We start from the raw sequence: 26,643 nt of genomic DNA, 5'->3' as shown, positions 1-26,643 counted from the left end.
AGAAATTTATGATATAAATCATATTAAGAAGATAATTAAGTTTTTATATTGTGATTCCTAACTTTATTATAACGCTTAATGATTAAATTAAAATCAACGCTTTCCCTTGTTTTAGTATTCATTTCTTTCATCACCTATTCACAGACAGAAGATGCTTATAGTGCTTTGCTCGTGCCATTAGAACTCAAGACTAAAGCTAATGCCGTTGTACGATACGAGAAAAAAACGGTAGAAATTCTAAGTAGTGATAAGATAAAAGTGACTAAGAAACGCATCACAACAGTATTCAATGAATATGGGAATAGGCATATCAATGCAGTTGAAGGTTATGATGATAATAGTACAATTGAAGACATAGAGGCACACATTTACAATGACTTTGGTGAAGAAATAAAAAAGGTAAAAGAAAGAGACTTTATAGATGCAAGTGCAGTAAGTGATATTTCAATATACGACGATAATCGCGTAAAATATTTAAAGTACATTCCGCTAAAATATCCATACACAGTAGAATACACCTCTGAAGTTATTCATAAAAACACTGCTTTTTTTCCAAATTGGCAACCCATTGATGATTACTATGTGAGTGTTCAACATGCAGAATATGAAATTTTGAATACAGCTGGAGTTGAATTGAAGTTAAAAAAAGAAAATTTCGACAATTATAACATTCAAGAGATTTCAGAAAATCATTTCGTTGCAGAAAATATTCACGGTGTTAAGTATGAAGCCTATACACCAGAGTTAAAAACTTTTGTTCCACGCTACAAAGTTGCTCTAAAAACCTTCAAGATGATTGATGTACAAGGCGCTAATAATAATTGGAGCGATTTCGGTAAATGGATGTATGATAAATTATTAACTGGTACAGACGAAATTCCAGAATCTACTAAAAATCATGTGCGACAGCTTACTGATGGTGTTGATGACAAAATAGAACGCGCTAAATTGATTTACAAGTATATGCAAGATAAGACCAGATATATTAGTATTCAGGTTGGTATAGGAGGTTGGAAACCAATGTTGGCAAATGATGTGGATAAATTGGGTTATGCAGATTGTAAAGGATTAACTAACTATACAAAAGCATTACTTGAGGCAGTAGATGTTCCGTCTTATTATACGGTTGTATATGGAGGTAGAGGTATAAGAAATATTGATAGTAAGTTTTCTTCAATAGAAGGAAATCATGTGATTCTTTGTGTTCCTAATGCAGATGAAAATATATTTTTGGAGTGTACAAGCCAAACAAATCCTTTTGGGTTTACGGCAGGTTTTACAGACGATAGGGATGTGTTATTGGTAAAACCAGATGGAGGTGAAATTGTACACACTAAAATTTATGAAGCTGATGACAGTGTTCAGAAGACTATCGCTAACATTGCAATGGATAATTCAGGTAGTATAGTGGCAGAAGTCGATATTACTACAACAGGTTATCAATATAGTATTCATGAAGGAATTGAAAACGAAACGGAAAGAGACCAGCAGCTACACTACAAAGACTATTGGGATTATATCAACAATATTACTATAGATAATATTAGTATTGATAATGATAAAGACAATATCGTTTACAAAGAAAATGTAAAGCTCTCATCTGCTAATTATGCTTCTAAAAGTGGAAGTAGATTAATATTTCAACCTAATATGTTCAATAAAGTGACCAGTATTCCTCCGCGTTATATAGAACGTAAATTAGAATTTACAATTAATCGCTCCTTTAAAGATATAGATGAATTTATAATTCAACTGCCAGATGGTTATGAAGTGGAAGCTATGACGGAATCTAAGGAACTTAAAACTAAATTCGGAATTTATAAATTTCAGATAGAAAAACTCGAAGGGAATAAATTAAAATATGTAAGAACTTATATACTTAATAAAGGAAACTACGAAAAAGAAGATTATAAGGCTTTTAGAAACTTTAGAAAACAAATTGTAAAACACGATAAAAGCAAAGTGGTCTTAGCGAAGACTTTGTAATTCTCTTTTTTTTTACTAATAGAATACGATCATAACCATTACATCATGAAATACTTTTTATTAATCATTACCCTAGTTTTAAGCTGTAATATCAGTAATAGTCAAAACTACGACTTTGGCAAAATATCAAAAGCGGAACTACAAGAAAAATTTCATCCAAAAGATTCTTCAGCCTCAGCGGCCATATTATATAGAAATGAAAGTATAAGTTTCTTTTATACGTCACAAGAAGGGTTTATGCAACAACGCGAAGTGCACGAGCGTATTAAAATTTACAATAAAGATGGTTTTGATTGGGCAACTAAGAAAGAATATCTATATCAAGGTAGCGGAAATAAAGAAGTTCTTAATGGGCTAAAAGGAGTTTCATACAACCTTGTAGATGGTAAAATGGAAAAAGTTAAATTAAAAAGTGATGGTAAGTTTGTAGAAGACTATAATGAATTTACAAAAATATCCTCTTTCACATTACCAAATGTAAAGGAAGGCACTGTGATAGAATATAAGTATAAAATTCAATCGCCTGGAATTAGTATTGACGATATAATTTTTCAATATAGTATTCCGGTTAATAAGTTAGATGTTAAAATAGCAACGCCAGAATATTATATTTATAGTAAGCAGCCTAATCATGCTGCCAGTTATATGCCAAAAATAAATGAAACATCAAAAAATATATCAAATCCGTTTGATTATAAAGTTAACATTATCAATATCAATGAACAAAATATACCTGCATTAAGAGCAGAAGCTTATTCAGGAAATATAAATAATTACAGGAGTAAAATGGCTTTGGAACTTTCAGCAGTTTTGAATGCTGATAAAATAATAGAGAAATCATTTTCAAACACTTGGGAAGAAGTCTCCAAAACAATCTACGAAAGTTCTAATTTTGGTGGGCAGCTAGATAAATTTAGTTTTTATAAGGACGATTTAGAAACGCTGCTGGCGGGAGTTACAGACGATTTTGAAAAAGCATCCTTAGTCGAGAATTTAGTAAAGTCTAAAGTAAAATGGAATGGTCGTTATGGAAAATATGCTCAAAATGGCATTCGTAATGCCTATAAAGTAGGAGAAGGTAATGTCGCTGACATCAATTTAATGGTTGTTTCCATGCTGCGTTCTCAAGGTGTTAATGCTAGCCCGATTTTAGTTAGTACAAGAAACAATGGAATTCCACTTTTTCCAACGCATGATGGGTTTAATTATGTAGTTTGTAGTGTCCAAAAAGGCAATGAATATTTACTTATAGATGCAACAGAAAAGTATAGCGCTAATAATGTATTGCCTCAACGGGTACTGAACTGGCAAGGAAGGTTAATTGAAGACAAAAATGTATCGCAATGGTTTAGTATGATGCCTAGCAAAAAATCTGTTGAAAAATCAATGCTCAATGTAAAAATCCATGATGATTTTACATTGTCTGGTAAAGTGTCAAAACAGCTTACGGATTACGTCGCTTATTCTTACCGAGATAAATACGCAACTATGACTCAAGAAGATCATATTAAATCTTTAGAGAAGGATAAAGGTGATATAGAAATAAGCGAATTAAATTTTGAAAACGGAAAAGAAATTACGAAACCTATTAAAATTGCCTACGAGTACGAACTATCTGATGGAGTTGATGAAATCGGTGATAAATTGTATTTCTCTCCGCTTTTATTTTTGGCAACAAAAGAAAATCCATTTAAACTAGAAGAACGTCAATATCCAATCGATTTTGTGATTCCTTTTATAGATTCATATCTTGTAAATATTATGTTACCAGATGGATATAATATTGAGTCTCTACCAACATCTGAAGCATTAGTATTTATGGATGGGAGTATAAAGTTTTCGTATATTATCAAGCAAAACGGAAAGTATTTACAATTAAAAGTAGATTTAGATATTAATAATCCTATGGTCCTAGCAAAAGATTACAAGAATTTTAAAGCTTTTTTTAGTAAAATTGTAGAGAAACAAGGAGAACAAGTAATACTTACTAAAGCATAACCATGAATATAAAAAACGCGCAAAAAGAAGTTGATAACTGGATAAATGAGCACGGAGTGCGTTATTTTAATGAGCTCACCAATATGGCCCAACTTACAGAAGAAGTCGGGGAAGTCGCTCGTATTATTGCAAGACGTTATGGTGAACAGAGCGAAAAAGAAAGTGATAAGGATAAAGATTTAGGAGAAGAATTGGCCGATGTTATGTTTGTTGTTTTATGCTTGGCCAACCAAACAGGAATAGATCTACAAGAGGCTTTCGATAAAAAAATGAATAAAAAAGCAAAACGAGATCACGATAGGCATCATAATAATGAGAAATTAAAGTAGTTTTGTGATTCATTTTATTTAGAGTTCCCTTTATGGACATCAGTATCCAAAAATCAACGCTTAGTAATCATCAAACAATTCAAATAACAGGTTCTAAAAGTGAATCTAATCGATTGTTGCTACTACAAGCTTTGTACCCTCAGATAACAATCAAAAATCTTTCTAATTCAGATGATTCTGTTTTGATGCAAAAAGCTTTGACATCCAATGAATCAATAATAGATATTCATCATGCAGGCACGGCAATGCGATTTCTTACAGCTTACTTATCTATTCAAGATGGTAAGGAAGTGATGATAACGGGTTCTTCTCGTATGAAAGAACGACCAATAAAAATCTTAGTAGAAGCATTAAGAACTTTAGGAGCAGATATTTCTTATTTAGAAAACGATGGATTTCCACCATTAAAAATAGTTGGTAAAAAACTAACTAAGAATAAAGTTGCTTTAGAGGCCAATGTAAGTAGTCAGTATATTTCAGCATTATTGCTTATTGCTTCAAAATTAGAAGATGGCTTAGAATTAACTCTAAATGGCAAGATAACATCGGTTCCTTATATTAAAATGACATTGAGTTTGTTGAACGAAATTGGTATTGAAACTAGTTTTGTGGAAAATACTATTTCAGTAAAACCTAAAGTATCCGATATAGAATCTCAAACGCTAACTGTTGAGTCTGATTGGTCTTCAGCATCCTATTTTTATAGTGTTATCGCTTTATGTGCTGTCGGAACAGAAATTACAATAGGAGCTTATAAAAAAGAAAGTTTACAAGGGGATTCGGTTTTAGCGAAAATCTATGAAAGCTTTGGAGTGACTACATTTTACAATGAAAATAGTATCCGATTAGTCAAAACTGAGAACTCAAAAACGTCTCATCTAGAATTTCATCTTAGTGATGCACCAGATATTGCACAAACTATAGCTGTAACCGCGTTTGGTTTGGGAGTAGAATGTTATATGACAGGTTTACATACTTTAAAAATTAAAGAAACTGATCGTTTGGTGGCGCTTAAAACGGAATTAGAAAAATTAGGAGCAGAAATAGTCATTACAGAAGATTCATTAAGGGTAAAAGCTTCAAATGATATTAAAAGTAATATATCCATTGCCACATACAACGATCACCGAATGGCAATGGCATTTGCCCCTCTAGGTTTAAAAACTTCAATTCATATCGAAAACGCTGATGTTGTGAGTAAATCATACCCTCAATTTTGGGATGATTTTAGTGCAATTGGCTTCAATATAAAATAAACACGCTTTTACTTGACAAGGCCTATGTTGAGATTGTATATTTGCGACTTGTAAAAAAATAAATATTACTACATGAAATTATCACACTTTAGTTTTGACCTTCCAGAAGAATTATTAGCCGAACATCCTGCAGAGCACAGAGACGAAGCAAGATTAATGGTTCTTAATAGAGAAAAACAGACTATTGAGCACAAACAATTCAAGGACATTATCGATTATTTTGATGAAGGTGATGTGATGATTCTAAATAATACTAAAGTTTTTCCTGCACGTTTATACGGAAATAAAGAAAAGACTGGAGCGCGTATTGAAGTATTTTTGCTACGTGAATTAAACCAAGATCAACGTCTTTGGGATGTATTAGTAGATCCTGCACGTAAAATAAGAATTGGTAACAAGCTTTATTTTGGTGAAGATGAGACATTAGTTGCTGAGGTTATTGATAATACAACTTCTAGAGGACGTACGTTGCGTTTTCTTTATGATGGGTCGTACACAGACTTTAGAAGAAAGTTAACAGAACTAGGACAGACGCCATTACCTAAATATATTAAAAGAGATGTAGAGCCAGAAGATGAAGAGCGCTACCAAACTATTTTTGCAAAAAACGAAGGAGCTGTTGCGGCACCAACTGCAGGTTTGCACTTCTCTAAACATTTACTTAAGCGTTTAGAAATTAAGGGTGTAGAAACAGCAGAAGTAACATTGCATGTAGGTTTAGGCACATTCAACCCGGTTGAGGTTGAAGATTTGTCTAAGCACAAAATGGATAGTGAAGAAATAGTTATTACACAAAGAGCAGCAGATATTGTCAATAGAGGTATTGAGAATAAAAAACGTGTGTGTGCAGTTGGTACAACATCGATGCGTACTATAGAAAGTTCAGTATCATCAAATGGTAGATTAAATGAATTTGATGGTTGGACCAACAAGTTTATTTTTCCACCATATGATTTTAGCATTGCTAATTGTATGATAACCAATTTCCATACACCAAAGTCAACGTTGTTAATGATGACTTCTGCATTTGCTGGTCACGATTTCATTAAGAAAGCTTATGACGAAGCTGTAAAAGAAAAGTATAAGTTTTACTCTTATGGTGATGCTATGCTTATCATCTAATTATGATATAAAATAATACAGAAAGCCTCTTAGTTGAGGCTTTTTTATTTTAAGAGAAAACCGAATTCATTTAAGTACTTTTGCATCAAATGGAACTGAAAAAGAAAGACATAAGAGCATTAACCAAAGAACAGCTAAGAGATTTTTTTGTTAAACAAGGAGATAAAGCTTTTAGAGGTAATCAGGTTTATGAATGGTTGTGGCAAAAATCTGCTCATAGTTTTGAAGATATGACTAATATATCTTTAGATACGAGGCAAATGCTTCAAGATAATTTTGTGATCAATCATATTAAAGTAGATCAGATGCAGCGCAGTTCTGATGGTACCATTAAAAATGCTGTAAGACTTCATGATGATTTAATAGTAGAATCAGTTCTAATTCCAACGGCAACAAGAACCACAGCTTGTGTATCTTCTCAGGTTGGTTGTAGCTTAGATTGTAAATTCTGTGCAACAGCTAGGTTGAAGCGTATGCGGAACCTCAATCCAGATGAGATTTATGATCAGGTTGTTGCTATTGACAATGAAAGTCGCTTATACCATAACAGACCATTAAGTAATATTGTATTTATGGGTATGGGAGAACCACTCATGAATTATAATAATGTACTGAAAGCCATAGGTAAAATCACATCACCAGAGGGTTTAGGAATGTCACCAAAACGTATAGTGGTTTCTACATCTGGTGTGCCAAAAATGATTAAGAAAATGGCAGATGACGAGGTGAAGTTTAAATTAGCGGTATCTCTACATTCGGCAATAGATGAGGTAAGAACTTCAATAATGCCTTTTAATGCTACATTTCCATTGAATGATTTGCGTGAAGCATTACAATATTGGTATACCAAAACAAAAAATAGAATCACCTATGAATATGTGGTTTGGGATGGTATTAATGATAAACGTAAAGATGTAGATGCCTTAGTTGAATTCTGTAAATTCGCACCAAGTAAAGTAAATCTTATAGAGTACAATCCTATTGATGATGGTGAGTTTCAACAAGCCAATGCAAAAGCTATAGACATGTATGTTCATGTTCTCGAAGCGAATAACATCACTGTTACTGTTCGACGTAGTAGAGGAAAGGATATTGATGCCGCTTGTGGGCAGCTTGCTAATAAAAGTTAAAATTTCAACTTATTTCTTCTATTTGAAGGAAAAATTATAACTTAAGGTATTAATTAAAACCATTCAATATGAAAACAAAATTACTTTATTTATTATTTGTCATCCCTCTTATGGCTTTAGGTCAATCTATTAGGTCAGAAGACTTTAACGGGCTAACTGCTGGTAATATATCAGGACAAGGTAGCTGGATGACTTTTATTGATCCCGGAACAGGCACTTCAACAAACATTAGTGAGGCTAGTTTGCAGATAACAGCAAATGGTAATAACGCTTCAAATGGATTTACTTTAACTGGACCAAATGGTGATGGTGGAGGAGTATTTGCATGGAATGATGGATTTTCCGCATCTTGGACAGCCAGAACATCTGGCAATGATATCGTTGAAGTCGAATTTTCTATTAACCCAGGAGACACCGGTTCAGCAAGTCAAAATGATTTCGGTGTTTATATTTACACAGCAGATTTTTCTAAAATTTTGGCCGGTGTAAGTATAGATGCTTCTACAAATGAAATATCATTGGTAGCATATAGCCAACCAACTGGGGAACCAGCACCAGATAATTTTATATATGGATTGGGTTCGTTAATTATACCCTCTAATACTTTTTCTACTTTCGGGATTAGTTATAACACAATAACGGGAGAAGTTCTTATCGATGGGGAAATTATTACAGATGGTCCTTTGGCTTTGTCAACTAATACAGCAACTGATACACCAGCGGAAGTAGATTTCTTTGCATTTTCAGGATCTACTGCAGCATCATCAAACACTACTTCAGAAACGATGATATTTGATGATTTTATAGTAAGAGCTTCGGCAACAAATACATTACTTAGCACCGAAGAGTTTGTATCAGGGATTACTTCAATATTTCCTAATCCAGCGAATGATATAATAACTTTGAAATCAAATTACATGATTGAAAATGTGAAGTTTATTAATAGTTTGGGACAAACTGTTCTAGAAATGAGCAATAATTTAAAGCAAGAAATTCAGTTCGATATTTCAAAACTTAATTCTGGTATTTATTTTATGAATATAACTTCCACAGATGCTAAAACAGAAACGAGAAAATTCATAAAGAATTAAATTATTTAAATAGATAATTATACACGAATAAGGGCTTTGAAAAATCAAAGCCCTTATTTATGGTGCTACACCTCTATAAGTTATATTTGTAGGGCAGTAATATCTTAATTTCAATAGATTTATTCTGTGAGAGAATAATGAAAATAACCGAACAAATAAAACAACCCATTGCTTACGAGATGGAACTTTTTGAACAAAAGTTTCAACTCTCTATGGCAAGTAAGGTAGCGCTTCTTAATAGAATAACGCACTATATTGTTAATCGAAAAGGCAAACAGATGCGACCAATGTTTGTATTCTTGGTTGCTAAAATGATGAATAATGGTGAGGTTAGCGAGCGTACCTATAGAGGAGCATCAGTTATTGAATTAATACATACAGCAACATTAGTGCACGATGATGTTGTGGATGACAGTAATAGAAGACGTGGTTTCTTTTCTATTAATGCACTTTGGAAAAATAAAATTGCTGTTCTCATAGGTGATTATTTATTGTCAAAAGGCTTATTACTTTCTATAGATAACAATGATTTCGACTTATTGAAAATTATATCAGTTGCTGTACGCGAAATGAGTGAAGGTGAGTTGCTTCAAATTGAAAAAGCGCGTCAACTCGATATTACAGAAGATATTTATTACGATATAATTAGACAGAAAACAGCGACCTTAATCGCTGCATGTTGTAGCCTTGGTGCTGCATCAGTAAAACCAAATTCTCTAGATGTAGAAACTATGCGAAGATTTGGGGAGCTCATAGGTATGGCTTTTCAGATTAAAGATGATTTATTTGATTATGGTGAAGAAGCCATCGGAAAACCAACAGGTATTGATATCAAAGAACAAAAAATGACCTTACCGCTTATCTATGTGCTAAATAAATGCTCTAAAAAGGAAAAATCTTGGCTGATTAATTCGGTCAAAAATCACAATAAGGATAAAAAGCGTGTAAAAGAAGTGATCACTTTTGTAAAATCTAATGGAGGCTTAGAATATGCGGTTTCAAAAATGAAAACCTTCCAAGAGGAAGCACTAAATCTGTTAGGAACTTATCCCGAATCTGAATATAAGGCATCCTTAAAGCTTATGGTAGATTACGTAATTGACAGAAAAAAATAAAATTTAAATAATTGATATTCAAATAATTAAAATTTATTTCAATTATTTTTCACTTCCCAGACAACCCTAGGTAACAAAATTGCGTCTCTATAAATAGAAGCGCAATACAAATCAACTTAATGAAAGTTATTCAACTTCATAATTCCGATAGCTATCGGAACGAATCTAAACTCATACAGAGAGCCGCGAAACACAATCGCGAAGCACAACATGTATTGTATGAGTTACATGCGCCAAAAATGCTCAGTGTATGTAGATATTATATTAAAGATGTACACCAAGCAGAGGAAGTAATGTTGAATGGGTTTTTTAAAGTGTTTAAATACCTTAAAACATTTAAAAATGAAGGCAGTTTTGAAGGTTGGATAAGACGAATAATGGTAAGAGAAGCAATTTCATATTTAAGACAGAAAAAGAATATAGAATTTGCTGCCGAAGACGAATATTTAGAACACGATTATTCTAATAATATTAAAACAAATATTGAGGTTGCTGAAATACAACAGCTCATTGATAGTCTGCCAGAAGGTTACCGAATGGTATTTGTAATGTATGCGATAGAAGGTTATAAGCACAATGAAATTGCTAAATTATTAAGCATTTCTGAAGGCACATCAAAATCGCAATTATTTAAAGCACGACAAATGCTTCAAAAGAAAATTAAAGAATTAAATAACAATAGTTATGGCACCAATTAAATTCGAAGAAAACATAAAAGACAAGCTCGAGAAACGCACCTTGTCTCCATCATCAGAAGGTTGGTCTAAACTATCCGAACGATTAGACGCAGACGAAAAGAAATCGAGAAATCCAATCTTTTGGTGGTTAAGTATTGCTGCAGGATTGATTATAATGATAGCTGTGTCTGCCCATTTTTTTAAATCGAGTAATGCAGAAGACACTCAACAAAAAATGGTAAACGATGAACCCAAAGTAGAGCAATTAGAAAATAAGGCACCAAACCTAAATGAGACGAAATCTATTGAGTTAGCAAGTGAAGAAGACATTGTTGAAGATGAAAATGAAAGCTTACCAAGTATTGATGAACCTCAAATTTTAGACTATAAAAAAGTTATAAATAATAAAGTTAAATCTAAAAATCAACTTGCTGAGAATATAACTTCAGACACTGAAAATAGTGCATCTAAAAAGCAGGAAGAGTTAAATAAAGATGTACAGAATATAACTAATGATGCTATAATGAAGGAAGCGGTTGCAGATGCATTGAATAATTTAAAATCTGAAAACACAACCGTTACAGACAGAGAAATAGATTCCTTATTAAAATTAGCGAGTAAAGAACTCTTTAAGGAGAAATTACAAAAAGAACCCTCAAAAACAGTAGATGCAAACGCGTTATTAATGAGTGTAGAGGATGAAATGGGACAATCCTTTAGGAGTAAAGTGTTTGAAGCGCTAACGGAAAGTTATAAAACTGTAAAAACGGCAGTTGCAGATCGCAATAACTAAAATCAACATGAGATGTCAGGCCGAGCATAACCGAAGCATCTTTATAAAAAAATTAAAATCAAATAAACATCAATAAATCAAAAAACGAACAGTTATGAATACAATTACAAGATTAGTAGTATATGCAATTTTAGCATTAACAGTTTCTACACTACAAGGACAAAATAAAGAGTTAGACTCAATTAAAATAGCAAAAATAGATGATAAAATAAGTCATTTAGAAGAGGATAGAGCCAAAATAGAAGGTCAGGAAAAATCTATTTTAAAATCAAAAATAGCAAAGATTAATAAACGATTAGATAAAAAAGAAATTACAGCAGCAGAAGCGGAAACCTTAAAAAAAGAAGCTGCGAAAGTAGCGGCGCTTAACATAGAGAATAGAAAGGCAATTATAGATCAGAAAATAGCTTTATTAGAAAGAAATGGCTATGACGCTTATCAATATAAAATAGATGAAGAAGGCGATCGTTTAATTATTAGAATAGGTGGCGATGATGATACTAATGAAAGTTTTATCTACATTGGTGATGAGGCAGATGACAAACCAAGAAAATACGATAGACGAACAACTGAAGACGTAGTTTTTGCTTTTGGTTTTAATAATGCATTAATAGACGGACAAGACCTAGATGATTCGCCATATAGGTTAGGTGGCTCTGGTTTTGTAGAATTAGGATACGCCTGGAAAACAAGGATTTTTGACAATACTAACTTTTGGAGACTTAAGTACGGTTTCTCATTTCAGTGGAATAAGCTAAATATTAAGGATAATAACTTCTTAGTGAATAATGATGGTGATATTGTATTACAGGAATTTTCAGCGGACTTAAATAAAGCAAAATTTAGAACTACAAATTTGGTATTTCCAATGCATATAGAATTCGGGCCATCTAAGAAAATTGAAAAAGAGAACTATTTTAGGTATTCTACGCACAAGAAATTAAAAGTAGGTTTAGGTGGTTATGCAGGCCTTAATATTGGTAGCGTGCAAAAACTAAAGTTCAAAGAAAATGGAGAGCGCGTAAAAGATAAGCAACGTGGTGGTCTAGAAGTCAGTGAGTTTGTTTATGGTTTAAGTGGTTATGTCGCTCTTGGTGAGATTGCATTGTATGTAAAATACGACCTTAATCCATTATTTAAAAACCAAACTGTAGAACAAAATAATATTTCAGTCGGAGTCCGTTTTGATATGGACTAAACCAATCAATTTTTGAGTGTTGAAAAGCCTTAATCTAACAATAGATTAAGGCTTTTTTGTGTTTCGTTATTTTTTATTTATCTCAATCTTAATTAATTCTTTCAATTCATTGACATTAATTAACATTTGTTTTAATTCAATTATTTGTCTTTTTTCTGTGTAATTTTTAAGATATAAAGCGTTCTCAAGAGTCATTATTATTTCTGGGTAGTTTCCTGTATAATTTAAATGGCTATTTTCTTTCAAGTGATAATTGTTTCTATAAAATCCTAAATTCCCAGCTTTTTGTAAATCACTTAAATAAACACTGTAATTTCCATTGGCTTGACTGACAATTCCTTCTTGTTCTCTTATCAGAGAAATTAACTTTTGTCTTATGAGAGATGACATTAATTTTATGTCTCCCGTAGTCTCTAACGTTCCAATAGTATTAGAATTAAATGATGGATACCAAAAAGCTAACTTAACTTCAGTTAGTGCATTTATCATTTCGATGAGTTTTAAATTTGATTCTTTAGTAAGTTCTAAATATTGTTCATAGGAAACTATACTTTCACTAATTCGAGAAATTTTGTCTTTTATGTTGTCTGTCTCATCAACCAAGTCTTCTTCTAATTGGTAATAGTAATTTTGAATAACATTACTTTGTTTGCGGTTTTCATTCCAGTTATTAATTTGTAGAGCTATCAAAATTCCAATAACGACAAGCACAATTTCGCCAATTGCATATTTGAAATATTTTCCAGTTTTGTTTTCCATAAGCAAGTTTTGGCGAATTTTTCTAAAGAATTTAATCATTGGTTATTGGTTTGTCATAATGAAGCACAACTTTAGTGATATGAGGCCGTTTTAATGACTTATATCAGACGTTAACGAAGTTCGGTGTTTCAAATGAGAAAGTCAAGTTAATTTAGATTATAAATTTTTAAAACAAATTGTTTATCTTAAATTTACAGACTTGTCATTCCTGCGTAGGCAGGAATCCAGAAAACTATCAAAACGCTATTAAAATAGATTCCGCATCAAATGCGGAATGACAAAAAAAGTAAGATTCCTGCTTTCGCAGGAAGTAATATGATCTCGCAAAACACCATAGCCCAAGTATTTGAAACCGCTCGCGTAGAAGAGGTGATAGGTGATTTTGTGCAACTCAAAAAATCAGGCAGCAATTTTAAAGGTTTAAGCCCTTTTAGCGACGAGCGTTCTCCAAGTTTTATGGTCTCGCCTGTAAAGCAAATCTGGAAAGACTTCTCTAGCGGTAAAGGTGGTAATGCCGTGACCTTTTTAATGGAACACGAGCATTTTACTTATCCTGAGGCGATTAAATACTTAGCAAAAAAGTATAACATAGAAATTGAGGAAACCGAGCGCACAGACGAAGAAAAGGCACAACAAAATGCTCGTGAAAGTCTGTATTTGGTAAGTGAATATGCCAATGAGTATTTTCAGAAAACACTTCACAAAACAGATCAAGGTAAAGCCATTGGTTTAAGTTATTTTAAGGAAAGAGGCTTTACCGAAGAGACTATTAAAAAGTTTCAACTAGGCTATTCTTTAGATGAATGGCAAGCCTTTACAGATGATGCGCTTGGTAAGGGTTATCAACTCGAATTTTTAGAACAAACGGGTTTAACGATTGTAAAAGGAGAAAAACGCTTCGATAGATTTAAGGGTAGAGTAATGTTCCCTATTCATAGTATGAGTGGACGAATTCTCGGCTTTGGCGGTCGTATCTTAGTTAACGACAAAAAAGCAGCTAAGTATCTCAACTCTCCAGAAAGTGAAATCTATCATAAGAGTAAAATACTTTACGGTTTATTTTATGCCAAACAGACTATTGCTAAAGAAGATAATTGTTATTTAGTAGAAGGTTATACAGATGTTATTCAGTTTTACCAAGCAGGTATAAAAAATGTAGTATCCTCATCTGGTACTGCATTATCTTCAGATCAAATCCGCTTAATTAATAGGCTTACAAATAACATTACGGTACTTTTTGATGGTGATGCAGCAGGTATTAGGGCTTCTATTCGTGGTATCGATTTAATTCTAGAACAAGGAGTCAATGTAAAGGTCTGTACGTTTCCAGATGGTGAAGACCCAGATAGTTTTGCAAAGTCAAATACCTTAGAAGAGCTTACCGAATATCTCAATGAAAATGCTAAGGATTTTATTCAATTTAAAGCTTCTCTTCTTGTAAAGGAAGCGAATAACGATCCTATTAAAAAGGCAGAGACTATTCGAGAAATTGTAAATAGTATTGCCAAAATTCCTGACGCCATTAAGCGCGAAGTCTATGTACAAGAATGCGCTAGCATTATGGATATTAGTGAGAATGTACTGTTTAGCACTTTAGCTCAAATTAGTAAAAAAGACGCTCAGGAGGCCAATAAACAATACAAACAACAACAAAAAGCTTTTGAGGTCGTAAAGCATGTTGAGGAACCGAAACAAAAGGTTAATGTGCAATATGAGCTTGAACGAAAAATCATTGAAATATTAATGCTTTATGGTGATAGAACGGAGCAGTTTGAAGATTTAATATTGAAGGAAGATGAGGTTACCGGAGATTTAACTTTAGAACCGACAACACAAGAGGCTAGAGTATTCGAAAAAATATACCTAGATCTTCAAGAAGATGAAATGCAATTTACTAATGAAAGGTTTAAGGAACTATACTATTCAATAATAGACAAGTTAAATCAAGATGAAAACTTTTCAACCAAAGATTTTATCAATCAACTCGACCAAGAATTTGCAGGTACTGTGACTAGTATTTTAATGGAAGATGAAAAATACAACCTTCACGATTGGGAGCGCAATCAAATTATTCCAAAGGAAAAAGAACATTCTATTTCACTATTGGTAAGCCAAACAATTTTGAGTTTACGGTGTTATTTAATAGATCAGAAAGTTGCAGAATATAAAAATGATACACTTTTAGAAGACTCAGATAGCAGGGCAATCATAGAAGATGTTAAAGACTATGTAGGACTAAAGATGCTACTCTCACGTAAGCTAGGTAAAGTTATAGGAGGTTAGGTGAGGTTATGATGCTTTGCTTGGTGAATTAGGTCAACGATATTATTGACATTCAATTTCTTAAAAAGTCTTGCTTTGTAAGTGCTCACTGTCTTTTCGTTAATATCTAATTCTTGTGCAATTTCCTTGTTTTTTCTTCCGATGGATAGGAGTTTTAAAACTTCAACTTCTCTTGTAGAAAGCTTTTTGAACATTCGGCTTCTACTTTTACGAGTATCTTCATAGCGGAAATGTTTATCCATTTTGTCACTAAGGGAAGTCCCACCAGAATGAATTTTTCTAACTGCAGCTTCAATTTCTTCAACACTTGCAGTTTTGTTTAGATAGCCAGATGCACCAGCTTTTAGTGTACTAATGGCATAAATTTCTTCAGGTTGATGACTAAACATTAAAACATTAATAGATTTATACTCCTTTTTAATAGCTCTGAGTGCAGTAATACCATTGAGTTCTGGTAAATCTATTTCGGATATTATGACATCTACTTTGTTTCTTCTTACAAATTCAAAGATTTCAATACCACTACTTAAATTCCCTACGATTTTAAAATCTGACTTACTACCTAAGTATAGTTCTAGTCCAGTTCTTACAATAGGGTGACTGTCAACAATCAAAATGTGTATCATGATAATTGATTTTTTTGGTTAGGGTTAATTATAAAAAAACTAAGTCAAGAAATTAGAGGAGATTCGTTGAACAAAGCTAATGAAAATTTAAGCATCTGCCCTAATTTATTCGATAAAATGCAATAATTATTTTAATTTATTGGGAATTTCGCAAATTGGTATAGGAATCATCTTGTGTTTGTTCGATGTATTGTAACGCATAAAAATCTCATAAGCTTCACGTTTTCTACCTTCAAAATCTTCAGCTTTCTTACCTTCGTCTTTCATCTGCATGGCCCATTCTAATTCAGGATATGATGCTCCAATTTGGTCTTCGTCACTACGAGCATCTCCAAATAAACCATCACTAGGAGCAGCTTTCATAATGGAATCAGGTACTTTTAAATACTCTCCAAGTTCATAAACTTCAGATTTTAATAAATCTGCAATTGGACTTAAATCTACTCCACCATCACCATATTTAGTATAAAAACCGACGCCAAAATCTTCAACTTTGTTTCCAGTTCCTGCAACTAAAAGACCTAATAAACCAGCATGGTAGTATAAAGTTGTCATTCGCAAGCGAGCTCTTGTATTAGCTAAAGCCATATCTACTGTAGCTTGTTTGCCATCAAGGCTTACTTCGGTTTTAAATTCTTCAAAAACTGGCGTTAAATCTACTCGTGTATCTTTTACATTCGGAAAACGTTTTTTTAACTGTGCTATGTGCTCTTGTGCTCTTGTGACATGACTTGCGGCTTGATGTATAGGCATTTCAATGCACAACAGGTCTAAACCCGTTTTAGCACAAAGTGTGGAGGTAACTGCAGAATCAATTCCTCCCGAAATTCCGATAACAAAACCATTAACTCTAGCATTTACCGCATAATTTTTAAGCCAGTCTACGATATGATTTACAACCTTTTCTGTTTGCATAATTTTTGAATTTTTAAAACAAAGAAGTGTACCTTTGCACAACAAAAATAACGGAAACCTTTTAGGATTAAAAATGTTTTGCCATATGCAGATGAGATTTTATGTAATTTTAATATTAGGATTAATATTTGTGTCTTGTAATGAGGACTCAAAACTCGAAAAAGAGATTGCAAATATTGAAGTAGATTTTACGGTAGAACGTTTTGATACAGCATTTTTAAACGCAGAATCAAAAGATTTGCCTCAATTAAAAGAAGCATATCCTTTTTTATTTTCTAAATACACTCCAGATTCTGTTTGGGTAAATAGACTTAAAGATACATTGCATAATGAGATATTGTCTGAGGTTAACAAAACCTTCAGTGATTTTAAAGACACCAAAGAGGAACTAACACGTTTGTTTCAGCATGTTAAATATTATGACAAAGTGTTTGCTGTACCAAGAGTTGTAACGTTAACTAATTATGTTCAGTATAGAGATAAAGTGATTGTTACAGATAGTATTGCTTTAATTGCGTTAGATAATTACCTAGGAAAAGATCATAGATTTTATGTAGATGGTGGTATACCAGAATATTTGGCAAACAATTTTAAGTCAGAACAGATTGTAGTAGATGTAGCAGATGGCTATGCTGAAAAATATGTCTATCAGACGAAGCGCAAAACTTTTCTTGAAGAAATGATTTACTTCGGGAAGCTACTTTACTTCAAAGATGTAATGATTCCTTTTAAAACTGATGCAGAAAAAATAGGTTATTCTGAAACGCAAATCGAGTGGGCTAAAGTTAATGAAAGTCAGATTTGGAGTTATTTTATAGAAGAAGAGCTATTGTACAGTTCTGATAGTAAATTACCGAGTCGTTTTATCTCAAATGCCCCTTTTTCTAAGTTTTACAGAGCGTTTGATAATGAGTCGCCTGGTAAATTAGGGCAATATATAGGTTGGCAAATTGTAAGAGCATATGCAGATATTACAGATGATGATGTAATGGCAATTTTACAAAAGGAGCCTCAAGAAATTTTTAATAAATCGAAATTTAAACCAAAAAAATAATGTCTAATACTATACATTCTAAGATAGAGTTAAATGTTGAACTCGACGAAAATCGTGTGCCTGAAAAACTAAATTGGTCTGCACAAGATGGTGGAGTTGTTAATGAAGAAGCTAAAGCTGTAATGTTATCGGTTTGGGATAGTAAAACTCAAGAAACCTTAAAGATCGATTTATGGACTAAAGATATGCCAGTAGATGAAATGAAACTATTTTTTCATCAAACTTTGGTCACTATGAGCGATACCTTCTTAAGAGCTACTCAAGATGAGAAAATGACAGCAACAATGAAAGATTTTTGCGATTATTTTGCCGAGAAGTTAGAACTTAAAAAATGAAATAATTATGGCTTAGGTTCAGGTATGCTAGACTCTCTTTCTGATTTGAAGTATGGTACCGAATTAAAGCAATCTACTCTTTGACCATAGTCATCTGGATTTTTCATTTTGTATTTCAAAAACGCAGAAACATCATAGATTTCATAAACAGTTAACTGATTATCTTTACCAGCAATTGTTCGCTTGTCTAAGTTAATATGAGCAATCATCTTATCTACTAAGGCGTCATCACCAAATCGCATTTGTTTACCAGAGCCATGTCTATTGTTTGTTTGATAAACAATCCAATAGGCTTGTATAATTCTATTACCTGTATTCCCACTTATGCGTTCAGACGATGATAATCGCGTGTTTTTAGCAGGACGTTTTAATTCAATAACTGTAGATTCTATATCTACAATAAGAGGTTTTGTGCTCGTAGAGCTTAAGTTTTTTGCGGTTTTTACAGTAGGTTTTTTCTTTACGACAGCTACTTTTTTATCAGTAGCAACAAGCTCCTTCTTAATGTCTGCTTTTTCCTTTTTATCTACAACAGCTAACTTAGACTCTTTTGCTTTAGTTTTTGGAGTGGCAACTGGTGTATCATTTGAGGCTAATGTCGTATCACCAAATAATGATACCTTCCTAGCTGGTCTGGGTGTGTTAATAGGGTTGTTTATAGTTTCGTTTCTTAAAAGCGTAATAACAATCAGTCTGTCTGGTAATGCCGCTTCTACTACAAATCTACCTACCGGAATGTCTCTTAAAGGAATTCTTACTTTAGAGTCTTTTACAATTAACGATTTTTCAAAATCTCTATTAAAAATCTCAACTCTATAAATAGTGCGTTCACATTCTAGAATAAGACTATCACCAGTTTTGTTTAAATGGTGTTTTAACTCTTTTGCTCTTGTGTTAACATTTTGAAGTAACGTTGATTTTTGACTAAACCCTAGAGCAGGCAATAGCAAGAATACGAATATGTATAATCTTCTCATAATAAGTAGGTTTTGTTTTTGGGAAACAAATTGAACAATTAAATATTCTACTTAGAATACATGTTGTTCACTACAAATTTATGAGCAATCATTTGAGTAATACTAAAATTTAGACGGTTAGCACTTTTTTTAGTTAACGTGTATAGTTCTTCGATATATTGCAAAAAACATGGTATAAGTGACATCTTTTTTAATTGCTAATCAATGGCTTAGCTTTAGTTGTAGTGAATATTCTTACTAAGGAATTCGTGGATATCTGCCCACTTTTATTTACTATAATTTAAGGGTTTATAGGCCAAATTCTTTCAAATCTTTCGCAAACTATGAGCATGTCTTCTGTCGGTTTCTCTCCATTTTCCTCCATTACACCTGCAAAAAAGTCCCAATGAGCTTTCCTCCATTTTTTTAGCGTAAAAGGGAATATTTTTAGTTTGTAAAATTTGACGGATTTTATCGCCCAAATACTCATCGTATGCCATATATAAGGATACGATTTTACCGATGACTTAGGATAAGTTATAAATTCTAGAGGTTTTGAGAGATGTTTTCTGTAGAATAGAATGGAGATGTATTAAAAAACTCTGATGTCGATGAATAGACAAAATCAGGATTAGATACTTGTTGCTCCATAAATTTTGAAGTATTGTAAACTTCCCAAACGATGAGTTCATTAAGTTTATTAGAAGCGTTCTTATTTATAAGTTTATTTTTTAAAATCATTCGATCAACAGTTTCTTGATCTACTAATCGCATGGTTTTGATAGAGCCAATTTCATTGTTTACCATTGTTATAGTCCAATAGAATTTTGGTTTTTTTGGACTTTGTTTTTTTGCTTTTCCCCTATTTAACATAAATCCAACACTTCTTTTAGGAGCACTTTTCACCAAATTAAGGCTTTCGTCTAACATCATGCCTTTACCTTCGACAACATTCTTTTTTTCGAACGAAGGGGTGGAATTCGTCCTTTCATTAAAGTCTTGATATTTTATCAAGTCCATAATAATGACTTTATCTTCTAATTTAGTCTCAACAACAAATTTACCGACAGGAAGATTGTTTAAAGCGATTTGAGCTTTATGATTTTCAACAATAACAACATCTTCATAATCTTCATTGAAAATTTCAACTTTAAGAATTTTATTTTCACAACCCAATATTAAACTGTCGTTGGTTTTGTTTAAATTATGTTTTAGTTCTTTAGCCTTTGGATTATAGTTTTTCAACAAAGTAATGTTCTGACCAGAAAGAATTAGTGTCGAAAATAGGAGTAGTAGGAGGGAAATGGATTTAATCATAATATTAGCTATTAAAATTTGAGGGTTTTATATTCGGTTTTAACACATGAATATCAGCTTATATAGGTCTAAGTTATAACCTAAAGATTTAGTTTTAGAATATCTAAGATGTTTTGCGTTTTTTTAGGGTTGACGTACGACCTACTACGATGTAAAGCAAAAAAACAGGATTTAATTATGTCTGAATTTAGCTATGTTCAAACCAATTTTCACTAAATTAGCTTATGCGAAAAACACTATTCGGAGTCATAATTACCTTAATTGTTCTATTCACTTTTAAATATTGTGGAGATAAACAAGAAGAGAAAATTACGCTAAAAGAAAATACAGCTTTAATACAAGAGCAAGTAAAGAATGTAGGAAAGCTTGTGGTTACCGAAGGTCATTTTAGCGAAGTTTTTACATATAAAAATTCCAAAGCAGTTTTTGGTGATTTATTAGAAGCTGAAAAGAAAGCCGTGGTCATCGTGAATGCAGATGTAACTATTGGCTACGATTTAAGTAAAATAGAATATGAAGTTGATGAGTTAACTAAAACACTCCGAATAAAAAGTATTCCGGAGGAAGAAATAAAAATTAGCCCAGATTTTGAATATTATGACATTCAAGCTGATTTTTTAAACCAGTTCGAAGCAAAAGACTATAATGAGATTAAGGAAACTGTGAACAAGCAATTGACGAAAAAGATAGAAGCTTCAGATTTAAAATCTAATGCACAAAACCGGTTAATTAGTGAGCTTTCAAAATTCTTTATATTGACCAATTCTTTGGGTTGGACCTTGGAATACAACCAAACACCAGTTGAATCTTTAGAAGTTTTACAAACTTTAAAGCTATAATTTCTTTTTTAAGTTTACCCAGCCGCCACCATTTATAGCTTCAATATTATTAAGGTTTAAAAACTTTGCAGCTTTTGCTGAACGAACTCCGCTTGCACAACAGGTAATAACAGGCTTATTAAGTTTTTTGATCTCTTCAACGCCCTCATTTAATTCATTTAAAGGAATGTGAATAGAGTCTTCAATATGCCCAGCATCCCATTCTCTTTGTGTTCTTACATCTAAAATTAATGCGCCATTTTTTAAGTAATCTTCAACCAGACGCTTCTGAGTACCAAAAATAAAATCGAATAATCCCATAGCTTGTTTTTTGCTTAAATTTACGAATAATAAAAGAGTGTAATCGTTTGAAACAAGAAACGCGTAAAGAAGAAATCATAAGAGTTGCAGCAAAGCTTTTTAAAGAAAAAGGATATAGTGCTGTAACCATGAGGGATTTGGCAAAGGTAATGGGAATTAAAGCGGCTAGTCTTTATAATCATATCAATTCTAAACAAGATATCCTTGATACCATTATAATTTCTTTAGCAGAAGAATTCTCGGAAGGAATGCGAATGATTCAATCTTCGAAAGAAAACTGTATTGGTAAACTAAAACAAATTATTCAGTTACATGTAAAGATATCTAGTCAGAATATTTATGGAATGGCATCCTTGAATAATGATTGGATGCATCTTAAGGAGCAACGCAATTATTACAAGAAATTACGTGTAGATTACGAGGACGATTTTAGAGTCATTCTTAAGGATGGAATTGCGTCGGGTGAGATTGTAAATACCAATCCAGAGGTAATGATGTTTTCAATATTAACAACGCTTAGGTCACTCTACATTTGGATTCCCAAAAAAGAAGATCTAAATCTTGAAGAATTGTCTAATACACTCAATCAAATTCTGATAAAAGGAATTAACAAATAGTTAAGATTAAATTTTATAACTTTGCTAAATAAACTAACAACTGTTAGTCTAATTTAGACTTAGGTACTATGGCAGAATTTCACAGCTTAAAGGTTGCAGATATTTATAAGGAAACAGAAGATACATCTGTAGTAACTTTTGATATTCCAAAAGAATTGCGCGAGGAGTTCAATTATAGACAAGGCCAGCACCTAACTCTAAAGGCAGATATCAACGGAGAAGATGTGCGACGTTCGTATTCATTATGCTCAAGTCCAATTGAAACGAAGTGGCAAGTTGCGGTCAAGCAAATTCTTGGAGGTAAATTCTCAACATTTATTAATGAAAAAGTTAAAAAAGGAGATATTCTAGAGGTCATGGCACCAAGTGGAACTTTTGGTGTTGAGGTAAATAAAAATGCCTCTAAAAACTATTTGTTTTTTGCAGCTGGTAGCGGAATCACTCCTGTGTTATCAATGATAAAAACGCATTTGTCAGTAGAGTCTAATTCAACATGTAAGTTGTTTTATGTGAATAAAACGGCAAAATCCATTATCTTTAAAGAAGAGTTAGAGCAACTGAGAAATAAATACTTCGGCAGATTAGAAATTTATTATTTCTTAACTAAAGAGCGTAGAGATATAGAGTTATTTAACGGTCGATTTGACGATGATAAAATGAAGGTGCTATGTGGAACATTCATTGACATACCTGATACAAGCGAAGTATTTCTTTGTGGCCCAGAGAAAATGGTGCATTATGTAAGCGAGTATATAATTGACGCGGGTTTACCAAAGGAATTAGTGCATTATGAATTATTTGTTACTGGCCTTTCGGAAGAAGATATAAAGAGACAGGAGCGCTTAGCTAAACAAAATGTAGAAGGTATAGAAATAACTATAGTAGATGGTGGAAAAGAATTCGTTTTCACTATGACTAAAGAATATGATAACATTCTAGATGCAGCACTTGGAGCAGGTGCAGACTTGCCTTTTGCGTGTAAAGGTGGTGTATGTAGTACTTGTAAGTGCGGAGTGAAAGAAGGTGAAGTCGAAATGAAAATCAACTACGCTTTAGATGAAAAAGAAGTAAGTCAAAATCTGGTATTAAGTTGCCAAGCAGTACCAACTACCGATAAGGTCGTTGTAGATTTTGATGTTTAAAATATATTGAAAAAGAAAAATTAACTCGCTTGTGGTCAAAAGCCAACAGCTAAAAGCTAAAAACAATGAGTGAAGAACAAATTAGAAGTTTAGAAAGACAATTTGATGAGCGTATCGCTCGAGACGAAAAAATCGAGCCTAAAGATTGGATGCCAGAAAAGTATCGTAAAACGCACATTCGTCAAATGTCTCAACATGCACATTCCGAAATTGTAGGGATGTTACCAGAAGGAAACTGGATTACAAGAGCACCTTCGTTAAGACGTAAAGTTGCTTTATTAGCAAAAGTTCAAGACGAGGCTGGGCATGGACTATACTTGTATTCTGCAACAGAAACTTTAGGAATTTCTAGAGACGAAATGTACGAGCAGTTGCATACAGGTAAAGCTAAATATTCAAGTATTTTTAACTACCCAACTATCACTTGGGCAGATATGGGTGCTATTGGATGGTTAGTTGATGGTGCAGCAATTATTAATCAAGTACCATTATGTAATACATCTTATGGACCATATGCAAGAGCAATGATTCGTGTGTGTAAAGAAGAAAGTTTTCACCAACGTCAAGGTTTTGAAATCATGATGAAATTAGCCAACGGAACACCAGAGCAAAAAGATATGGCTCAAGATGCATTGAACAGATGGTGGTGGCCAAGCTTAATGATGTTAGGACCAACCGACGATGTTTCTGTTCATACGGAGCAATCTATGAAATGGAAATTGAAGCGTAAGTCTAACGACGATTTACGTCAACAGTTCATCGACCAAACAGTTCCACAAGCAGAATTGATTGGATTAACAATTCCAGACCCAGATTTAAAATGGAATGAAGAACGAGGCAGTTATGATTTCGGTGAAATTGACTGGGATGAGTTTTGGCAAGTTGTGAAAGGTCATGGACCAATGAATAAAGAACGTATGAAAGCTAGAGTTGGAGCTTGGGAAGAAGGAGAATGGATAAGAGATGCTGCAATGGCGCATGCGGCTAAGAAACAAGAACGAAAAGAAAAACAAGCAGTTTAAAAATAATATCATGTCAACAAAAAACTGGCCCTTATGGGAAATCTTCGTAAGAAGTAAAAACGGATTAGAACACAGACATTGTGGTAGTTTACATGCTGCTGATGCTGAAATGGCACTCGAAAATGCACGCGATGTATACACAAGACGAAACGAAGGCGTGAGTATTTGGGTAGTAGAATCAAAGCATATTACAGCGTCTAACCCTGAGAACAATGGTGAGTTATTCGAGCCAGCTCAAGACAAGGTGTATCGTCACCCAACATTTTATGATTTGCCAGACGAAGTAAAACACATGTAATGAAAAACGAAAACTTATACAATTACATATTAGGTATTGCAGACAATAGTTTAATTCTTGGACAAAGAATGGGCGAGCTTTGCGGACATGGACCAAGTTTGGAGACAGATATCGCATGTACCAATATATCATTAGATTTATTCGGACAAGTCCGTAGTTATTTTCAATATGCGAGTAAGATTGCTGGAGATGGAAGAACAGAAGATGATATCGCAATGCTTCGTAAGGAACGCGAATACAAGAATGTATTATTGGTAGAACAACCAAATACAAACTTTGCATATACTCTTGGGCGTCAATTTTTATTTGATGTGTATCATTTGGCGTTTCTAAAAGAGCTTCAGAAAAGCACAGATTTAACATTATCAGCAATTGCTAATAAGTGTGTTAAAGAAGTAAGTTATCATGAGCGTTTTTCTTCAGATTGGATTAAGCGCTTAGGTGATGGTACCGATGAGAGTAAAGAAAAGATGCAAGAGGCGATAGACGATTTATGGACGTATACAGATGAATTGTTTCATCAGACTGATGCTGATAAGGCCATGGCAGCCGAAGGAATTGGAGTAGATGTGACAAAACTTAAAGATGCTTATTATAGTCAAGTTTCTCAAGTGCTAGAGGAAGCAACATTGCAAGTGCCGGAATCTAAATACTTTCAAAAAGGTGGAAAGCAAGGAATCCATACTGAGCATTTAGGTTATTTATTAAGCGATTTACAATACATGCAGCGTACATATCCTAATATGGAATGGTAACAAATTCCTGCGAAAGCAGGAATCTCTTAATCGAAGAGCAATAGCTACTCGATTATAACACGAACGTCACTTCGAGTGATTTATGAGGTACGAATAAATAGTATCGAGAAGCAATTAATTAAATTTCTATTTTCACGGGAAACAAATATGACAACAACCGAACAAAATATAGATAAAAAATTGATAGGTATTTTAGAGTCAGTATCAGACCCTGAAATTCCAGTTTTGTCTATCATGGACATGGGTGTTGTGCGTTCTGCTATTTTTGTTAACGGTCTTGTGAAAGTAGAAATCACACCAACTTATAGCGGCTGTCCTGCAATGGATGTTATCGGTGACGATATAAAAAAAGCATTAAAAGATGCTGGATATGAATCTGAAATTGATTTAATTCTACATCCAGCTTGGACAACAGATTGGATTACACCAAGAGGTAGAAAAGCATTAGAAGATTACGGCATCGCAGCACCTTTAGATGCTGAAGCAGATAAAGACGTATTGCTTAACGGAAAGCGAATAGTTAAGTGTACCAATTGTGGTTCTCAGAATACAAGATTAGTCAGTCAATTTGGTTCAACAGCGTGTAAAGCGCAATTTCAATGTGACGATTGTCAAGAGCCATTTGATTATTTCAAATGCTTGAAGTAATTGTTATTCCTACGAAGGCAGGAATCTTATAAAAAGAAACTAAATATCACCTTGAGCATTACTGAAATCAAAATATATTTTG

The 26,643-nt window shown here is 33.1% G+C and carries 27 protein-coding genes; 21 read left to right on the top strand and 6 right to left on the bottom strand.

Annotation, left to right across the window (positions count from 1 at the left end; all coding sequences use genetic code 11):
- The first annotated feature begins 78 nt into the window (after positions 1-78).
- From SJY34_RS08655 to SJY34_RS08605, 11 genes are all read left to right on the top strand, one after another.
- Complete coding sequence (locus SJY34_RS08655; protein WP_400074766.1) at positions 79-1,986, top strand: DUF3857 domain-containing protein; 1,908 nt, start codon at positions 79-81, stop codon at positions 1,984-1,986.
- A gap of 45 nt (positions 1,987-2,031) precedes the next feature.
- Positions 2,032-3,984, top strand: a complete 1,953-nt coding sequence (locus tag SJY34_RS08650) for a hypothetical protein (protein ID WP_400074764.1) — start codon at positions 2,032-2,034, stop codon at positions 3,982-3,984.
- 2 nt (positions 3,985-3,986) lie between these two features.
- Complete coding sequence (locus SJY34_RS08645) at positions 3,987-4,313, top strand: nucleotide pyrophosphohydrolase (RefSeq protein WP_400074762.1); 327 nt, start codon at positions 3,987-3,989, stop codon at positions 4,311-4,313.
- 32 nt (positions 4,314-4,345) lie between these two features.
- Positions 4,346-5,569, top strand: coding sequence for a 3-phosphoshikimate 1-carboxyvinyltransferase (locus tag SJY34_RS08640; protein WP_400074760.1), 1,224 nt, complete (start codon positions 4,346-4,348; stop codon positions 5,567-5,569).
- A 72-nt stretch (positions 5,570-5,641) separates the two neighbouring features.
- Positions 5,642-6,691, top strand: a complete 1,050-nt coding sequence (queA, locus tag SJY34_RS08635) for a tRNA preQ1(34) S-adenosylmethionine ribosyltransferase-isomerase QueA (RefSeq protein WP_400074758.1) — start codon at positions 5,642-5,644, stop codon at positions 6,689-6,691.
- Between the two features lie 89 nt (positions 6,692-6,780).
- Entirely contained in the window at positions 6,781-7,821 is a 1,041-nt protein-coding gene (rlmN, locus tag SJY34_RS08630) for a 23S rRNA (adenine(2503)-C(2))-methyltransferase RlmN (protein WP_400074756.1), read from the top strand.
- Positions 7,822-7,889: 68 nt separating this feature from the next.
- The gene (locus SJY34_RS08625) at positions 7,890-8,912 is read left to right on the top strand and encodes a T9SS type A sorting domain-containing protein (RefSeq protein WP_400074754.1); all 1,023 of its coding nucleotides are present in this window, start codon (positions 7,890-7,892) and stop codon (positions 8,910-8,912) included.
- Between the two features lie 137 nt (positions 8,913-9,049).
- Positions 9,050-10,027, top strand: a complete 978-nt coding sequence (locus SJY34_RS08620; RefSeq protein ID WP_400074753.1) for a polyprenyl synthetase family protein — start codon at positions 9,050-9,052, stop codon at positions 10,025-10,027.
- 119 nt (positions 10,028-10,146) lie between these two features.
- A complete protein-coding gene (locus SJY34_RS08615) occupies positions 10,147-10,725 on the top strand; it encodes an RNA polymerase sigma factor (protein ID WP_400074751.1) in 579 nt (192 codons plus the stop codon).
- Positions 10,712-11,497: a hypothetical protein gene (locus tag SJY34_RS08610; RefSeq protein ID WP_400074749.1), complete on the top strand. Its 786-nt coding sequence runs from the start codon at positions 10,712-10,714 to the stop codon at positions 11,495-11,497. The genes SJY34_RS08615 and SJY34_RS08610 overlap by 14 nt, the downstream gene beginning before the upstream one ends.
- A 94-nt stretch (positions 11,498-11,591) precedes the next feature.
- The gene (locus SJY34_RS08605) at positions 11,592-12,695 is read left to right on the top strand and encodes a hypothetical protein (RefSeq protein ID WP_400074747.1); all 1,104 of its coding nucleotides are present in this window, start codon (positions 11,592-11,594) and stop codon (positions 12,693-12,695) included.
- A gap of 66 nt (positions 12,696-12,761) precedes the next feature.
- Here the strand turns inward: SJY34_RS08605 and SJY34_RS08600 are convergent, their stop codons facing one another.
- The gene (locus SJY34_RS08600; RefSeq protein WP_400074745.1) at positions 12,762-13,493 is read right to left on the bottom strand and encodes a DUF6090 family protein; all 732 of its coding nucleotides are present in this window, start codon (positions 13,491-13,493) and stop codon (positions 12,762-12,764) included.
- 276 nt (positions 13,494-13,769) lie between these two features.
- Here SJY34_RS08600 and dnaG point away from each other — a divergent pair, with 276 nt between their 5' ends.
- Entirely contained in the window at positions 13,770-15,737 is a 1,968-nt protein-coding gene (gene dnaG, locus SJY34_RS08595) for a DNA primase (RefSeq protein WP_400081356.1), read from the top strand.
- Here dnaG and SJY34_RS08590 read toward each other — a convergent pair.
- Together SJY34_RS08590 and nadE are read right to left on the bottom strand one after the other, a co-directional pair.
- A complete protein-coding gene (locus tag SJY34_RS08590; protein WP_400074743.1) occupies positions 15,734-16,363 on the bottom strand; it encodes a response regulator in 630 nt (209 codons plus the stop codon). The genes dnaG and SJY34_RS08590 overlap by 4 nt on opposite strands.
- 126 nt (positions 16,364-16,489) lie before the next feature.
- Positions 16,490-17,278 (bottom strand): NAD(+) synthase, encoded by a 789-nt coding sequence (gene nadE / locus SJY34_RS08585; protein WP_400074741.1) that lies wholly within the window; start codon positions 17,276-17,278, stop codon positions 16,490-16,492.
- A 34-nt stretch (positions 17,279-17,312) separates the two neighbouring features.
- Here nadE and gldB point away from each other — a divergent pair, with 34 nt between their 5' ends.
- Positions 17,313-18,332, top strand: a complete 1,020-nt coding sequence (gene gldB / locus SJY34_RS08580; protein ID WP_400074739.1) for a gliding motility lipoprotein GldB — start codon at positions 17,313-17,315, stop codon at positions 18,330-18,332.
- Entirely contained in the window at positions 18,332-18,667 is a 336-nt protein-coding gene (gene gldC / locus SJY34_RS08575) for a gliding motility protein GldC (RefSeq protein ID WP_400074737.1), read from the top strand. The genes gldB and gldC overlap by 1 nt, the downstream gene beginning before the upstream one ends.
- A 5-nt stretch (positions 18,668-18,672) precedes the next feature.
- On the opposite strand, the gene SJY34_RS08570 is transcribed toward gldC, so the two are convergent.
- Both SJY34_RS08570 and SJY34_RS08565 read right to left on the bottom strand, forming a co-directional pair.
- Complete coding sequence (locus tag SJY34_RS08570; RefSeq protein WP_400074735.1) at positions 18,673-19,644, bottom strand: hypothetical protein; 972 nt, start codon at positions 19,642-19,644, stop codon at positions 18,673-18,675.
- Positions 19,645-20,169: 525 nt separating this feature from the next.
- Entirely contained in the window at positions 20,170-20,940 is a 771-nt protein-coding gene (locus tag SJY34_RS08565; RefSeq protein WP_400074733.1) for a hypothetical protein, read from the bottom strand.
- Positions 20,941-21,164: 224 nt separating this feature from the next.
- Here SJY34_RS08565 and SJY34_RS08560 point away from each other — a divergent pair, with 224 nt between their 5' ends.
- Positions 21,165-21,779 (top strand): DUF4230 domain-containing protein, encoded by a 615-nt coding sequence (locus tag SJY34_RS08560; protein ID WP_400074731.1) that lies wholly within the window; start codon positions 21,165-21,167, stop codon positions 21,777-21,779.
- Here the strand turns inward: SJY34_RS08560 and SJY34_RS08555 are convergent.
- Positions 21,774-22,079: a rhodanese-like domain-containing protein gene (locus SJY34_RS08555; protein WP_400074730.1), complete on the bottom strand. Its 306-nt coding sequence runs from the start codon at positions 22,077-22,079 to the stop codon at positions 21,774-21,776. The genes SJY34_RS08560 and SJY34_RS08555 overlap by 6 nt on opposite strands.
- A 47-nt stretch (positions 22,080-22,126) precedes the next feature.
- On the opposite strand from SJY34_RS08555, the gene SJY34_RS08550 reads away from it, so the two are divergent.
- The 6 genes from SJY34_RS08550 to paaD all read left to right on the top strand — a co-directional run bounded on the left by SJY34_RS08550 (position 22,127) and on the right by paaD (position 26,561).
- A complete protein-coding gene (locus SJY34_RS08550) occupies positions 22,127-22,696 on the top strand; it encodes a TetR/AcrR family transcriptional regulator (RefSeq protein WP_400074728.1) in 570 nt (189 codons plus the stop codon).
- 68 nt (positions 22,697-22,764) lie between these two features.
- Complete coding sequence (locus SJY34_RS08545; protein WP_400074727.1) at positions 22,765-23,838, top strand: 2Fe-2S iron-sulfur cluster-binding protein; 1,074 nt, start codon at positions 22,765-22,767, stop codon at positions 23,836-23,838.
- 65 nt (positions 23,839-23,903) lie between these two features.
- Positions 23,904-24,860 (top strand): 1,2-phenylacetyl-CoA epoxidase subunit PaaA, encoded by a 957-nt coding sequence (gene paaA / locus SJY34_RS08540; RefSeq protein WP_400074725.1) that lies wholly within the window; start codon positions 23,904-23,906, stop codon positions 24,858-24,860.
- A 10-nt stretch (positions 24,861-24,870) separates the two neighbouring features.
- Positions 24,871-25,158 (top strand): 1,2-phenylacetyl-CoA epoxidase subunit PaaB, encoded by a 288-nt coding sequence (gene paaB / locus SJY34_RS08535; RefSeq protein ID WP_400081310.1) that lies wholly within the window; start codon positions 24,871-24,873, stop codon positions 25,156-25,158.
- The gene (paaC, locus tag SJY34_RS08530) at positions 25,158-25,913 is read left to right on the top strand and encodes a 1,2-phenylacetyl-CoA epoxidase subunit PaaC (protein ID WP_400081307.1); all 756 of its coding nucleotides are present in this window, start codon (positions 25,158-25,160) and stop codon (positions 25,911-25,913) included. Before paaB ends, paaC begins: the two co-directional genes overlap by 1 nt.
- Positions 25,914-26,060: 147 nt before the next feature.
- The gene (gene paaD / locus SJY34_RS08525) at positions 26,061-26,561 is read left to right on the top strand and encodes a 1,2-phenylacetyl-CoA epoxidase subunit PaaD (protein ID WP_400081304.1); all 501 of its coding nucleotides are present in this window, start codon (positions 26,061-26,063) and stop codon (positions 26,559-26,561) included.
- The last annotated feature ends 82 nt before the right edge of the window (positions 26,562-26,643 follow it).

The organism is Winogradskyella sp. R77965 (genome assembly GCF_044594915.1).
Taxonomy (GTDB): domain Bacteria; phylum Bacteroidota; class Bacteroidia; order Flavobacteriales; family Flavobacteriaceae; genus Winogradskyella.
The sequence above is the reverse complement of the archived record's forward strand: the minus strand, read 5'-3'. Positions and strand labels throughout refer to the sequence as shown.